Source organism: Streptococcus oralis subsp. dentisani (assembly GCF_002096615.1).
Lineage (GTDB): Bacteria > Bacillota > Bacilli > Lactobacillales > Streptococcaceae > Streptococcus > Streptococcus oralis_U.
The window spans coordinates 263,967-278,398 of record NZ_NCUX01000033.1 but is presented as its reverse complement, the minus strand read 5'-3'; the positions used below and the strand labels follow the sequence as shown (position 1 = coordinate 278,398).

The window sequence follows — 14,432 nt, the reverse complement described above, 5'->3', positions numbered from 1 at the left end:
AAGGATTTTGTGATTATCAATTTGATTAAAGTTCGATATCACCGAACAAGTCAGCCATTGAGAATCCTGTTTGTGTTTCTGGAAGTTCGAAATCACGTTTTTCTTGACGTTTTGGACGACGTGGACGAGCAGCACGTTTTTCTTCTTTTTGTCCTTCTTCTTGAGCTGGACGTTCTTCAAGAGCTTTGATAGAAAGTGATACGCGTTCTGCATCAGCGTTAACATCAAGGACTTTAACAGTAACTTCTTGACCAACAGTAAGAGCTTCTTTTGGATTTTCGATACGTTTGTGTGAAATTTGAGATACGTGAACAAGTCCATCGATACCTGGCAACACTTCAACAAATGCACCGAAGTCAGTCAAACGTTTAACTGTTCCTTCTACTACATCACCTTTAGCCAATTTTTGCTCAACACCATCCCATGGTCCAGGTGTTGTTGCTTTAAGTGAAAGTGATACGCGTCCTTCTTCTTCGTTAAGATCAAGGATCTTCACTTCGATTTCTTCACCAACAGTTACAACTGATTTAGGTGATACGTTACGTTCATGTGACAATTCAGTCAAGTGAACCAATCCGTCAACACTACCAAGGTCGATGAAAGCACCAAAGCTTGTGATACGAGCAACTTTACCAGTCACTACATCACCAACAGCCAATTTACCGAATACTTCAGCACGAGCTGCTGCAGTAGCTGCTTCAACAACTTCACGACGTGAAAGGATGAAGCGGTTTTCTTTTGGATCAACTTCTTTGATTTTAGCATCAAATTCTTGACCTACGAAACGTTCAGTGTTACGTACGAAACGAGTATCCAACATTGAAGCTGGGATGAATCCACGAACACCCTCAAATTCTACTGAAAGTCCACCTTTAACGGCACGAGTTCCTTTAACAGTAACAACTTCTTCTTCGCGTCCTACAAGTTTGTCCCATGCTTTGCGAGCTTCAAGGCGTTTTTTAGATACAAGGTATGTAACTGTATCAGTATCTTTACCAACTACTTGACGAAGTACAAGAACATCCAATACTTCTCCTACTTTCACAAAGTCATTGATATCTGCATCGCGATCGTTTGTCAATTCGCGAAGAGTCAAGACACCTTCAACACCAGTCCCAGAGATTGCAACGTTAGCTTGAGTCGCATCAACTGTCAATACTTCAGCACTAACAACATCACCAGGCTCAACTTGGCTAACGCTATTTAGCAAATCTTCAAATTCGTTCATCTAAAAAATCCTCCAACAATCAAGTTTTTCTAAACTTGACATACTTATAATTTTTTTCCTAAGCACCCGCAAGGACATGTCCGTATTGTTCACGTCTTTCAATTATAAAAATAAAATACCCTAAGATATTTTTCTTTTTATCTTGAATTTATTACCTAAGAACTGGGGTAGCTGGATTCGAACCAACGCATGAGGGAGTCAAAGTCCCTTGCCTTACCGCTTGGCTATACCCCAATGATGAGATGGAGAGAGAGGGATTCGAACCCCCGAACCCGAAGGAGCGGATTTACAGTCCGCCGCGTTTAGCCTCTTCGCTATCTCTCCAATATTCAACGAAAACTATTATATCATGAAATTTTCAAAAAAACAAGCATTATTTTGTTAAATTATAGTTTTCAATCAAAATTTCCACAGCTTTTTCAAGTTTTTTATAAAAACTATCGACATTTCCATTCTTTATGATAGCAAATTGACTATCTAATTCGGCAATTTCACCAATAACCTTTTTCCCAATCGCCAAAACGTAACCTTCATAGCTGTCTTTTCCAACAGTCACTTTTGCATCTGTTAATTGAATTTCAATTTTCTTATCTTTTTTACTCATACTTTACCTCTTTTCACTTTTTCTATTGTACAAGAAAATGCTCAAACTAGCAAGAAAAAACTCCATTTCAGCCATTACAACTGCTATGGAGTTCTTCTTTACTTCATGTCTTTTAGTCCACTTTGACAATCCATCCCTCTGGTGCTTCCACATCACCAAATTGGATACCGGTCAATTCATCGTAGAGTTTACGTGTAACAGGACCTACTTCTGTTTCACTATAGAAAACATGGAAATCGTCACCGTGTTGGATGCCTCCAATTGGCGAAATAACCGCCGCTGTTCCACAGGCACCTGCCTCTACAAAACGCTCCAAATTATCAATTGGAACATCGCCTTCAATCGGAGTCAAGCCCAAGCGGTGTTCTGCCAAGTAAAGCAAAGAGTACTTGGTAATAGATGGCAAGATCGACGGGCTTAATGGCGTAACAAATTCATTGTCTGCCGTGATTCCAAAGAAATTGGCTGATCCGACTTCTTCAATCTTTGTATGTGTAGATGGATCTAGGTAGATAACGTCAGAAAAGTTGCGAGACTTGGCCATTTTACCTGGAAGGAGACTAGCAGCATAGTTCCCACCTACCTTAGCCGCTCCAGTACCATTTGGAGCTGCACGGTCGTATTCATCCTGAATCAAGAAATTAGTTGGAACCAATCCCCCTTTAAAGTAGTTACCAACTGGCATAGCAAAGATGGTGAAAATATACTCTTCTGCTGGTTTTACCCCGATAATATCCCCAACACCAATCAAAAGTGGACGAAGATAAAGGGTTCCACCTGTTCCATATGGTGGGACGTATTCTTCATTTGCACGCACAACTGCTTTACAAGCTTCTACAAACATTTCTGTCGGAACTTGTGGCATCAAAAGACGGTCGCAAGTACGTTGCAAACGCTTGGCATTTTCGTCAGGACGGAACAGTTGAACACTGCCGTCCTTGGTACGATAGGCTTTCAATCCCTCAAATGCTTGCTGTCCATAGTGGAGACTTGGAGAAGACTCTGAAATATGCAAGGTTGCATCCTCTGTCAATTCTCCTTGATCCCATTGACCATTTTTGTAGTGAGCGATATAACGGTAAGGTAGTTTCATATAAGCAAAACCAAGATTTTCCCAATCAATTGCAACTGTCATGTGTTTCTCCTTTATACTATTCAAACTATGTGTTCTATTCTACACTTTTCTAGTAAAATTTCAAGTATTATTTGTAATTTTCAGAAAATTTTTTCAACACAAAAGAAATCAGCCCTCTGGACTGATTCTTTTTACGAATTTGTTTTGTCTTCTTTAAAGACTTCTTTGAGGTAAGCATCGAAAACTTCCTCATCTGAAATGGTGTCTGAGATAAAGCTTCCGTTGCTAGTACGTTCTGACAAGTTCAAATCTTGCAATCGGCTTTCATAGATTGTTCCCTTGTTAGATTGGACAAGCAAAATTTGGTCGTTTTCTTCCACTTCTGTACTAAAGAGATCACCGATGAAGCCTTGCTCTACAACTGCTCCAGCCAAGAAGACACGGTGCGGTTTGTTTTTCAACTCACGCAAAACTTGTAGGCCTCGTTTGGCACGGCTGGTCGCTGGAATTTCCTCAATGGAAACGCGTTTCAAGCTTCCACGTTGGGTTAGGAGGTAGAAGGATGAGGTGTTACAGATAAAGGCAGCCTGAAGCGCATCATCTGCTTTCAGGTTCATAGCCTTGACGCCCGCAGCCTTGGCACCAACAACTGGAACCTCTTCGATATTGAAACGAAGGGCGTAACCGTTTTGACTAATCAAGAGTACATCATCAAGTCTAATCGGAGCCACTGCTACAATTTGGTCTGTCTCGTCTTTGAGTTTAGCGTACTTAACAGACTTAGACTTGTAGGTCCGCCATGGAGAGAATTCTTTCCGTTCTACACGCTTGATTTGACCAAGGCGAGTCGCTGCAAAATAAGTTGTCGCATCATCAAAATGATCCACGACTTCTGCATAGAGGATTTCTTCATTGGTTTCAAAGTTTGTAATCGTTTGGCTCAAGTGCTCTCCGATGTCCTTCCAGCGAATATCTGCTAATTCATGAATTGGACGATAGATAACATTTCCAAGAGTTGTGAACATCAAGAGGTGCTGGGTTGTCTTGGCAGCTTGCACAAAGATCAGACGATCATCATCACGTTTGCCAATTTCTTCCAGCGTAGAAGCCGCAAAGGAACGTGGGCTGGTACGCTTGATATAACCTGCCTTAGTCACGCTGACATAGGTATCTTCCTCGGAGATAAGACTGGCTGTGTCAATCTCGATTACTTTTGCAGTATCTTCTAAAGAACTCAAACGAGGAGTTGCAAATTTCTTCTTGACCTCACGAAGTTCTTTCTTCATAAGATTGTACATAGTCCGTTCATCACCGATGATGGCTGCAAGCATGGCAATCTTTTCACGAAGTTCTGCTTCTTCTTCCTGCAAGACAACCACGTCTGTATTGGTCAAACGATAAAGTTGCAATGTAACGATAGCTTCAGCCTGTTCCTCAGTAAACTCATAGCTGACTTTGAGGTTTTCCTTGGCGTCAGCCTTGTTCTCAGAAGCACGGATAAGAGCAATGACTTCGTCCAAAATCGAAATCACGCGAATTAAACCTTCAACGATATGGAGACGTTTCTCAGCCTTTTCCTTGTCAAAGCGGGAACGTGCCAGAATCACTTCACGACGGTGGGCGATATAGCTAGACAAGATTGGGACAATCCCAACCTGACGAGGCGTGAAATTGTCAATCGCCACCATGTTGAAGTTGTAGTTGATTTGCAGGTCAGTGTATTTGAAGAGATAGTTGAGTACGAGCTCGGTATTAGCATCTTCCTTGAGCTCAATAGCGATACGAAGACCGTCACGGTCAGACTCATCACGAACCTCAGCAATCCCTGCTACCTTGTTATTGACACGAACATCATCGATTTTCTTAACCAGATTGGCTTTATTGATTTCATAAGGAATCTCAGTGATAACGATTTGTTCCTTACCACCTTTTAACTTTTCAATTTCGGTCTTAGAACGAACGACTACGCGCCCTTTCCCAGTTTCATAAGCCTTCTTGATTTCATCACGACCCTGAATAATCCCCCCTGTTGGGAAGTCTGGTCCAGGCAAGAATTCCATGAGTTTATCCACCTTGGCAGTTGGGTGGTCAATCATGTAAACTGTAGCATCGATAACTTCGGCCAAATTATGTGGTGGAATATCTGTGGCATATCCAGCTGAAATCCCAGTCGAACCATTGACCAAAAGGTTGGGGAAGGCTGCTGGCAGAACAGTTGGTTCTTTCTCGGTATCGTCAAAGTTCCAAGCAAAGGGAACTGTCTTTTTCTCGATATCTTGAAGAAGGTAACCAGCAATCTCAGACAAACGCGCCTCGGTATAACGCATTGCCGCAGGCGGATCTCCGTCCATAGAACCATTATTACCGTGCATTTCAACTAGAATCTCACGGTTCTTCCAGTCCTGTGACATACGGACCATGGCATCATAGATAGAACTGTCACCGTGTGGGTGGAAATTCCCCATGATGTTACCGACAGACTTGGCAGACTTACGGTAGCTCTTGTCAAAAGTATTGCCATCCTTATTCATCGAATAAAGAATGCGACGCTGAACCGGCTTCAATCCATCACGAATATCTGGCAAAGCCCGGTCTTGAATGATGTACTTGGAGTAGCGACCAAAGCGTTCTCCCATGATATCCTCAAGGGACATGTTTTGAATGTTAGACATAATAATTCTCTTTTTAGTGTTTTATTGTAAAGTAAATCTATATTTTATAAATTTAACTGTTTCTTTGTAGGTAGTGAGAAAAGAAGAGCAATCCTACTAATCCTAGAATGAATAAAAGATTAATTTTAATAACAAATAAGCTAAGTAGGGTATTAATTAGGCCGTGAAAAATGGCGCAATAAAGGATCGACTTAGTCTTTTTGAAAACAGCTGCTAGAAGAATACTGAGATAAATTGCAAATAGACTGAATAATATAAAAGACATCCTACTTTGGGAACTCCCAATCACAAACCATAAAGGTACATGCCATATTGCCCAAATACAACCTGTTATCAAACCGGAAATCCAAAAGGAGAATCTAGTTTCAAAAGTTGGTTGCAAGATGCCTCGCCATCCCAGTTCTTCTTCGCCACCATAAACACAGACTGCACTCAAAAAAACAACAAACAAATTTCCTAGTGGAAAAGCCGGATTAAGCTCCTTAGATGAGAAAGCAATGACACCTGTCTGCACGAAAATTAGTAAAAGAAATAACAAAATATATTTCTTTGAGTCCCCTAAGATAAAAGAGACTATGCTTTTAATGGATTTTTGAGGCAAACAAGAAATGGCTGCAATGGTTGGACCGAAACCTCCTAGTAAATGGAGAAAAACTCCTAGTGGACTTGTTAGACTTAAGAGGCTCATTTGCGTCAGAAAAGCGAGCAATCCCCAACCAAATCCCCAAGAAACGAGAAAACTAATCAGTAAAAATTTTGTTATCTTATTATTTTGTAAATGTTTCATTTGTTTCGAGTCTTTCCTTAGCATACTGAATCATCTTCTCAGCAGTTACTTTGTCATAGTGGAGCCCGGTTTTGAGAGAGAAGGCCTGCGCTTCTTTATGGAAAAAGTTCATGGTAGCCAAGAGAGACTTGGTGAGGCTTTTCTGGTCAGAAAAGTCAAGCAAGGCTATAAATTCTTTCTCTTTCTCAGCAGGCAAATAGTTAAAGAGGTACTTGTAGTCCTTGCCAACATCGACCGTTCCCTTATCTGCTGCCACTTGCCAAGCTAAAAGCTTAAGCAATTCTTGCTGACAAATCCCGTAGAGATGGTCCGTCGCATAAATGACTTGCTTGCGATGAATCCCTTTGACCACGTAGGCTGATACCCACCAAAATTCATTGCAGGCTTTGTCAAACTCTATCGCACTAGCTGAGCTTGCCCAGTAACGTTGAGGACTCGGTGAATAAGGTTCAAACAAACCCTTAGGATCTTCTAAAACGGTGAATCCTGCTTCACTATCCACCCACTCTTGAATGTGCTCCTTAGGGCAAAGGGTCAAATCTATCCGATTGCCATCTTCAAAGAGCATGAGATAGAGGTGGCGATGGTCAAGTACGTTATGCTGCTCAATCGTGCGCTTGCCAAACCTTTCCAACCAAGTCAGGTCAGCTAACAGACCATCCAAATCCTCCACGATGTAGACCACATCATAGTCTTGAAACTCATCCCTAGGGGCGTTTGGATTTGTCCGTGAACCAGACATGGCGACAGCCTCGACTTGGAGCACTTTTGCGGTTTGAAAAATTAAATCAAGCATTTCTGTTTCACTTCTCATGTTAATACCTGTTTTTCATTTGATATTCCTGTATATTAGCATACTATTTCTCAAGTTAAAATAGTTAATCAATTATAAAAGATCTAGCTATCCCTCTCTCAAAGTTTTTAATTTCGACAAAATTCTAGATTCATCCATGCTTAAAATAACAAATAAAGTCGAAGTATAGATGTCATCGTACCATTGTTCCAGTTCATCGTCAGTCAAATCAAGGTGATATTGTTTAGCATTGTTATGTCTTAGCCCAAAATTATTATACATTTCAAAAAGCTTTTCAAACGCGATAACCTTTTGATTGTTAACTTTCAAAATATCTTTTAATTCTTCAGAATTATTCAGTTCTCTCCTAAACGGTTCAAGGTAGTTCGCTAAAGAAATAAGTATTTCTTTCTTACGCTGAACATTTCCTTTATTTGCAAAATGATTATATTCTAAAACCTTTATCGCATCTTGAATACTCGTTTCAGATACAATCTGAGAAACTTCTGAGGCATAAACATTCTTTTCAACGATGATTTGACGACCACTTTCTAAAGTAAGAAACTCATGATTCGATAAATCTAGAACTCTGTTGATATTTTCTCTAACAGCATACACATCATCCCTTAATAAGGGATGATTCGGGTTTATAATCAACAACATATCATTTAAAAGCTCAGCAAAAATAAAAAGTTCTTCTAATTCATTATCCGCTTGAGATAAGCAAAACTTTAAGAACTCATCAAAATCTATAAAAGTTCTACGATTTTGATAATTAAGGAATTTATGATTTAGTTCCTCTAACAATCTATTCGATAACAAAATACAGAGATTATCAAATTCCGTGCTCGGGTTAAAATTCATACCATCTAAGATTTCAAAATAATTTTTTCTAACCATCAGAAAACAGTACTCTCCTCCAAGGTAAACTTGACATTGTCCTCAATCCACTTACGGCGTGGTTCGACCTTGTCTCCCATTAGGACATTGACGCGGCGTTCGGCACGAGCTAGATCTTCGATTGTGACACGGATAAGAGTACGGGTTTCTGGGTTCATGGTTGTTTCCCAGAGTTGGTCCGCATTCATCTCACCTAGACCTTTGTAACGTTGGAGGGTAGCGCCTTTACCGAACTGCTTACGAAGTTCTTCTAACTCTCCGTCCGTCCAAGCGTAGGCCACTTCTTCTTTCTTGCCTTTACCTTTAGACATCTTGTAAAGAGGCGGTAAGGCGATATAGACATGTCCTGCCTCAACTAGCGGGCGCATATAACGGTAGAAAAATGTCAAAAGCAAGGTCTGGATATGGGCACCATCTGTATCCGCATCGGTCATGATAATGATCTTGTCATAGTTGGCATCCTCAATGGAGAAGTCTGCACCCACACCCGCACCGATGGTATAAATCATGGTATTGATTTCCTCATTTTTGAGGATATCCGCCATCTTGGCCTTGGCTGTATTAATAACCTTACCTCGAAGAGGCAAGATAGCCTGAAACTTGCGGTCACGACCTTGTTTAGCAGAACCGCCGGCAGAATCCCCCTCGACCAGATAGAGTTCATTCTTTGCAGGGTTTTTAGACTGAGCTGGAGTCAATTTCCCAGACAACAAGCCCTTGTCTTTCTTATTTTTCTTACCATTTCGGCTCTCGTCACGCGCCTTTCGTGCTGCTTCACGCGCATCACGCGCCTTGATAGCCTTGCGGATGAGGTTAGAAGCCAGTTCACCATTTTCCATAAGGAAGAAGGTCAACTTATCAGCTACAATTCCATCCACAACCGGACGAGCTAGTGGACTCCCCAGTTTATCCTTGGTCTGACCTTCAAACTGGAGGTGTTCTTCAGGAACCAGAATAGAAAGAACGGCTGCTAGTCCCTCGCGGTAGTCTGAGCCTTCAAGATTTTTATCTTTTTCCTTGAGAAGTCCCGTCTTACGAGCGTAGTCATTCATAACCTTGGTAATGGCTGACTTGAGTCCTGTCTCATGGGTTCCACCGTCCTTGGTACGAACGTTATTGACAAATGATAAAATATTATCTGAAAATCCATCATTGTACTGGAGGGCAACTTCCACTTGGAAACCATTGTCTTCGCCTTCAAAGTATAGAACTGGCGTCAAGGTTTCCTTGTCTTCATTGAGGTAAGAAACAAAGTCTTGTACCCCGTTCTCATAATGGAACTCGATTGCTTCATCTGTTCGCTTATCTGTCAAAGACAAGGTAACATTTTTTAAGAGAAAGGCTGACTCATTGAGTCGTTCTGAAATGGTATTGTACTTGAAATCAGTAGTAGAAAAGATAGTCGCGTCAGGCATGAAGGTAACTTTGGTACCTGTCTTAGACTTGGGTGCTGTGCCAATTTTCTTCAAGGTTGTGACGGGTTTCCCGCCATTTTCAAAACGTTGCTTGTAGACTGCACCGTCACGAGTGATTTCAACTTCCAACCAGCTAGAAAGGGCATTAACGACAGAAGAACCAACCCCGTGGAGACCTCCAGATGTCTTATAACCCCCTTGACCGAATTTTCCTCCAGCGTGGAGAATGGTAAAGATAACTTCAACAGTTGGAATTCCCATGGCGTGCATCCCGGTCGGCATCCCTCGACCATGGTCTTGAACGGTTAGACTGCCGTCTTTATTGATGGTCACATCAATGCGGTCACCAAATCCAGACAAGGCTTCATCGACTGCATTGTCCACAATTTCCCAGACTAGGTGATGGAGACCAGCACCGTCGGTCGATCCAATATACATCCCCGGACGTTTACGGACCGCATCCAACCCTTCTAGCACCTGAATGGCGTCATCATTGTAGTTATTAATATTGATTTCCTTTTTTGACACAAGGAACCTCCTATTTGTTCATCTTTTCTATTTTACAGGTTTTCTAGGGATTTTGCAAAATTTTTCCCGTTCAGCTGTCACAATTTTAAAGGATATTCTCATCATTTCTACACTATTTCATGGTATAATAGGTCTATGATGACATTTGTATTATTAATTTCAGCTTATCTACTAGGCTCAATCCCTTCTGGTCTTTGGATCGGACAAATCTTCTTTCAAACAAATCTGCGAGAGCATGGTTCTGGAAATACTGGAACAACCAACACTTTCCGTATTTTGGGTAAGAAAGCAGGTATGGCAACCTTTGTAATTGACTTCTTTAAAGGAACCTTGGCCACTCTGCTTCCAATTCTTTTCCACCTACAAGGTGTATCACCTCTTGTCTTTGGACTTTTGGCTGTCATTGGACATACCTTTCCTATCTTTGCAGGCTTTAAGGGGGGCAAGGCTGTCGCAACTAGCGCTGGAGTTGTTTTCGGATTTGCGCCTATCTTCTGTCTCTATCTAGCAGTCGTATTCTTTGGAAGCCTCTATCTTGGTAGTATGATTTCCTTGTCTAGCGTTACTGCTTCTATCGCAGCCGTTATCGGAATTCTCCTATTTCCACTATTTGGTTTCATCCTAAACAGCTATGACCTTCTTTTTATCGTGATTATCCTAGCGCTTGCTAGCTTGATTATCATTCGTCACAAGGATAATATCACACGCATCAAAAACAAAACTGAAAACCTTGTTCCTTGGGGACTCAACTTGACTCATCAAAATCCTAAAAAATAAAACGCCAGTTTGAACTGACGTTTTTTTGTATGCTTATTTTGATTTGATGTAGTTGATACCATCTGCCTTTGGTGCAACAGCTTTTCCAAAGAAGGCTGCCAAGACAATAACTGTCAAAACATAAGGCGCAACTTGGAGGTATACCGCAGGTACTCCTTGCAAGAAAGGAAGTTGGGAACCAATAACGGCCAAACTTTGAGAGAGTCCAAAGAAGAGACTTGAAAGCATAGCTCCGATTGGATTCCATTTACCAAAGATCATTGCAGCAAGAGCGATAAATCCAGGACCGACAATAGTCGTTACTGAGAAGTTGACAGAGATTGATTGAGCATAAATCGCTCCACCAATTCCCCCTAGGAAACCTGAAATAATAACCCCAAGATACCGCATCTTGTAGACATTTATCCCCAAGGTATCTGCTGCTTGAGGGTGTTCACCAACAGAGCGAAGGCGAAGACCAAAGCGTGTCTTAAATAGAATAAACCAAGCAAGGAAAGAGAAGGCAATCGCGATATAACCTAGCAAACTTGTTGACTTGAAGAAGATATCTCCAATCACTGGGATATCAGCCAAAATTGGGAAATCAAAACGTCCAAAAGTCTGGCTTAAGTTATCCGTTTGCCCTTTGTTATAAAGAACTTTAACCAAGAAAACTGCTAGGGCAGGAGCCATCAAGTTCAATACTGTACCACTGACAACATGGTCCGCACGGAAATGAACCGTTGCGACGGCATGGATGAGGGAGAAAATAGCTCCCACGATACCAGCAACTAACAAGGAAATCCAAGGAGTCGCTGCTCCAAGTTGTTCTGCAAACTCAAGGTTAAAGACAACCCCAGAAAAGGCTCCCATAACCATAATTCCTTCAAGACCGACGTTAACGACACCACCACGTTCAGAGAAAACTCCTCCGATACTCGTAAAAATAAGTGGTGCTGAGTAAATCAGCATAGAAGAGACCAAGAGGGTGAGTAATGTTGTAATAGACATCCTTACTTACCTCCTTTAACTTGTTTTTTCGGTTTGACAAAGCGTTCAATAATATAGTGAACACTGACAAAGAAGATAATAGACGCTGTTACAATGCTGACAAGCTCAGACGGAACTTGCGCTGCGTTCATACCTGGCGCACCAACTTGCAGAACACCAAATAAGAAGGCTGCAAAGAGGATTCCAATTGGTGAATTTCCAGCAAGCAAACTAACTGCCATCCCGTTAAATCCGATAGCTAATGATGATCCCTGAACGTAAACGTTTTGGAAGGTTCCAAGTCCTTCGACCGCTCCACCAAGACCAGCCAAGGCACCAGAGATAATCATTGATAGGATGATTGTACGTTTTGCTGAAATACCAGCGTACTCTGAAGCATGGGGATTGAGACCAACTGCACGAATTTCAAAACCGAGAGTCGTTTTCTTAAGCAAGAACCAAATCACACCAACAGCAATGATAGCAAAGAAGATACCGATATTCATCCGAGAATTGCCAGTCAACTCTGATAACCATGGTGTCTGGTAACTAGCATTGGCACTCACACGAATCGTTGAGTCTGTACTTTGCATAAAGTCTTTCGGAAAAGAATGAATAAAGGCGTTCCCTACATACAATACAATGTAGTTCATCATAATGGTTACGATAACCTCTGACGTACCGAGATAAGCTCTGAGAATACCTGGAATCGCACCAACAATTCCACCTGCGATCAGAGCAATCACTACAGTCGCTAAAATCAACATTGGACGTGGCATGTCTGGATGCGACAAGGCAAACCAACCGCTGAGAATCCATCCTGCTAGAGCTTGACCTGGCAAACCAACGTTAAAGAAACCTGCCCGACTAGCGACAGCGAAACCAAGACCAATCAAGACCAGAGGACCCATGGCACGGAAAATTTCTCCAATCCCACGGAGGCTACCAAAAGCTGTATAAAACAACTCCTCATACCCCCAGATAGCATCGTAGCCGAAAATCCACATGACAATGGCTCCGAGCAAGATTCCTAAGAATACGGAAATCAAGGGAACCGAAATTTGTTGTAATTTTTTAGACATCACTCTTCTCCTTTCCCAAGTCTCCACCAGCCATCAAGACACCAAGTTCTTGTTTGTTAGTCGTTTCTGGCGATACAATACCTTGAATCTTCCCATCGTGGATAACAGCAATACGGTCTGAGACATTTAAAATCTCATCCAATTCAAAACTGACAACGAGAACAGCCTTGCCATTATCACGTTCCTCAATCAAGCGTTTGTGAATGTACTCAATGGCACCAACGTCCAAACCACGAGTTGGCTGGCTGACGATAAGGAGTTCAGGATCACGATCAATCTCACGAGCAATAATCGCTTTTTGTTGATTTCCTCCTGAAAGAGCTGCTGCTGGAACAAATTCGCTTGCCGCACGGACGTCAAATTCTTCCATCAATTTCTTAGCATGTGAAGTGATATTCGCATAGTTCAAAATACCATTCTTACTAAGTGGTTCTTTATAGTAGGTTTGAAGAGCGATATTTTCTGAAATCATCATCTCCAAAATCAATCCATCACGGTGACGGTCTTCAGGAACATGCCCTACACTGAGTTCCGTAATTTGTCGTGGGTGCATTCCCACGATTGATTTGCCTTTTAATTCAATACTACCAGACTCAACCTTACGAAGGCCTGTAATGGCTTGAATGAGTTCAGATTGACCATTGCCATCAATACCTGCAATACCGACAATTTCACCAGCACGAACATCCAAAGAAAGATTCTTCACAGCTGGAACACCACGGTTTTCATTAACAACCAAGTCCTTGATAGACAAGACCACTTCTTTTGGTTGAGGTGCCTGTTTTTCCGTTTTAAAGGAAACAGAGCGTCCAACCATCATTTCTGCCAAGTCCGCATTTGTTGCGCCTGCGATTTCAACCGTCTGGATTGATTTCCCACGACGGATAACTGTCACTCGATTAGATACCGCACGAATCTCATCTAACTTGTGGGTGATTAGGATGATGGATTTGCCTTCCTTGACAAGATTACGCATAATTGCCATCAACTCATCAATCTCTGAAGGAGTCAATACTGCCGTAGGTTCGTCAAAGATGAGGATATCAGCACCACGATAAAGTGTCTTCAAGATTTCTACACGTTGTTGAGCACCAACGGAAATATCTGCCACCTTGGCAGCAGGATCCACTGCCAAACCATAACGTTCAGAAAGAGCCTTGATTTCTTTAGTAGCTTCAGCTATATCTAGCACACCATTTTTAGTGATTTCACTCCCCAAAATGATATTTTCAGCTACTGTAAAAGCTTCAACCAACATAAAATGTTGGTGAACCATCCCAATTCCTAGACTAGCAGCTTTAGAAGGGGAGTCTAGTTTTACAACCTGACCATTCACCGCAATTTCACCACTAGTTGGCTCAAGAAGTCCTGCCAGCATATTCATCAGAGTGGATTTACCCGCTCCATTTTCTCCTAAAAGTGCATGGATTTCACCTTTTCGCAGTTGCAAATTGATCTTGTCGTTTGCTACAAATTCACCAAACACCTTGGTAATATCCCGCATCTCAATGACATTTTCGTGTGCCATATGCTTTTCCTTTCCGAGGTTTATTTTGTTTCAATAAAACCTGCTAATCGTGTTAACAAGTTCTATTGAGACAA

12 protein-coding genes and 2 tRNA genes are annotated in these 14,432 nt (G+C 41.7%); 1 reads left to right on the top strand and 13 read right to left on the bottom strand.

Annotation, left to right across the window (positions count from 1 at the left end; translation table 11 throughout):
• Window positions 1–25: 25 nt before the first annotated feature.
• The 10 genes from rpsA to parE form a co-directional block, all read right to left on the bottom strand.
• Entirely contained in the window at window positions 26–1,228 is a 1,203-nt protein-coding gene (rpsA, locus tag B7708_RS08545; RefSeq protein WP_084975155.1) for a 30S ribosomal protein S1, read from the bottom strand.
• A 162-nt stretch (window positions 1,229–1,390) separates the two neighbouring features.
• A tRNA-Gln gene (locus tag B7708_RS08540) sits at window positions 1,391–1,462 on the bottom strand.
• 9 nt (window positions 1,463–1,471) lie between these two features.
• Window positions 1,472–1,552 (bottom strand) — tRNA-Tyr (locus tag B7708_RS08535).
• A 49-nt stretch (window positions 1,553–1,601) separates the two neighbouring features.
• Entirely contained in the window at window positions 1,602–1,832 is a 231-nt protein-coding gene (locus tag B7708_RS08530) for a DUF2969 domain-containing protein (protein ID WP_084926009.1), read from the bottom strand.
• Between the two features lie 112 nt (window positions 1,833–1,944).
• Complete coding sequence (locus B7708_RS08525) at window positions 1,945–2,982, bottom strand: branched-chain amino acid aminotransferase (RefSeq protein ID WP_303742551.1); 1,038 nt, start codon at window positions 2,980–2,982, stop codon at window positions 1,945–1,947.
• A 116-nt stretch (window positions 2,983–3,098) separates the two neighbouring features.
• Entirely contained in the window at window positions 3,099–5,579 is a 2,481-nt protein-coding gene (parC, locus tag B7708_RS08520; RefSeq protein ID WP_084975153.1) for a DNA topoisomerase IV subunit A, read from the bottom strand.
• A 52-nt stretch (window positions 5,580–5,631) separates the two neighbouring features.
• A complete protein-coding gene (locus B7708_RS08515; protein ID WP_084975151.1) occupies window positions 5,632–6,366 on the bottom strand; it encodes a CPBP family intramembrane glutamic endopeptidase in 735 nt (244 codons plus the stop codon).
• Window positions 6,347–7,180: an aminoglycoside 6-adenylyltransferase gene (locus B7708_RS08510; RefSeq protein ID WP_084975149.1), complete on the bottom strand. Its 834-nt coding sequence runs from the start codon at window positions 7,178–7,180 to the stop codon at window positions 6,347–6,349. Before B7708_RS08510 ends, B7708_RS08515 begins: the two co-directional genes overlap by 20 nt.
• An 87-nt stretch (window positions 7,181–7,267) precedes the next feature.
• The gene (locus tag B7708_RS08505) at window positions 7,268–8,059 is read right to left on the bottom strand and encodes a tryptophan--tRNA ligase (RefSeq protein WP_084975147.1); all 792 of its coding nucleotides are present in this window, start codon (window positions 8,057–8,059) and stop codon (window positions 7,268–7,270) included.
• Complete coding sequence (parE, locus tag B7708_RS08500) at window positions 8,059–10,002, bottom strand: DNA topoisomerase IV subunit B (protein ID WP_084975145.1); 1,944 nt, start codon at window positions 10,000–10,002, stop codon at window positions 8,059–8,061. Before parE ends, B7708_RS08505 begins: the two co-directional genes overlap by 1 nt.
• A 135-nt stretch (window positions 10,003–10,137) precedes the next feature.
• Between parE and plsY the strand changes: the two genes are divergently transcribed.
• Entirely contained in the window at window positions 10,138–10,779 is a 642-nt protein-coding gene (gene plsY / locus B7708_RS08495) for a glycerol-3-phosphate 1-O-acyltransferase PlsY (protein ID WP_084975143.1), read from the top strand.
• A gap of 33 nt (window positions 10,780–10,812) precedes the next feature.
• Here the strand turns inward: plsY and B7708_RS08490 are convergent, their stop codons facing one another.
• Genes B7708_RS08490 through B7708_RS08480 form a run of 3 tightly spaced genes read right to left on the bottom strand, consistent with a single transcriptional unit; the run spans window position 10,813 to window position 14,358 of the window.
• The gene (locus B7708_RS08490) at window positions 10,813–11,769 is read right to left on the bottom strand and encodes an ABC transporter permease (protein ID WP_084975141.1); all 957 of its coding nucleotides are present in this window, start codon (window positions 11,767–11,769) and stop codon (window positions 10,813–10,815) included.
• A gap of 2 nt (window positions 11,770–11,771) precedes the next feature.
• Complete coding sequence (locus B7708_RS08485; protein WP_000038676.1) at window positions 11,772–12,830, bottom strand: ABC transporter permease; 1,059 nt, start codon at window positions 12,828–12,830, stop codon at window positions 11,772–11,774.
• On the bottom strand, window positions 12,823–14,358 hold the full coding sequence (locus tag B7708_RS08480) for an ABC transporter ATP-binding protein (protein ID WP_084975139.1): 1,536 nt from the start codon (window positions 14,356–14,358) through the stop codon (window positions 12,823–12,825). Before B7708_RS08480 ends, B7708_RS08485 begins: the two co-directional genes overlap by 8 nt.
• Between the last annotated feature and the right edge of the window lie 74 nt (window positions 14,359–14,432).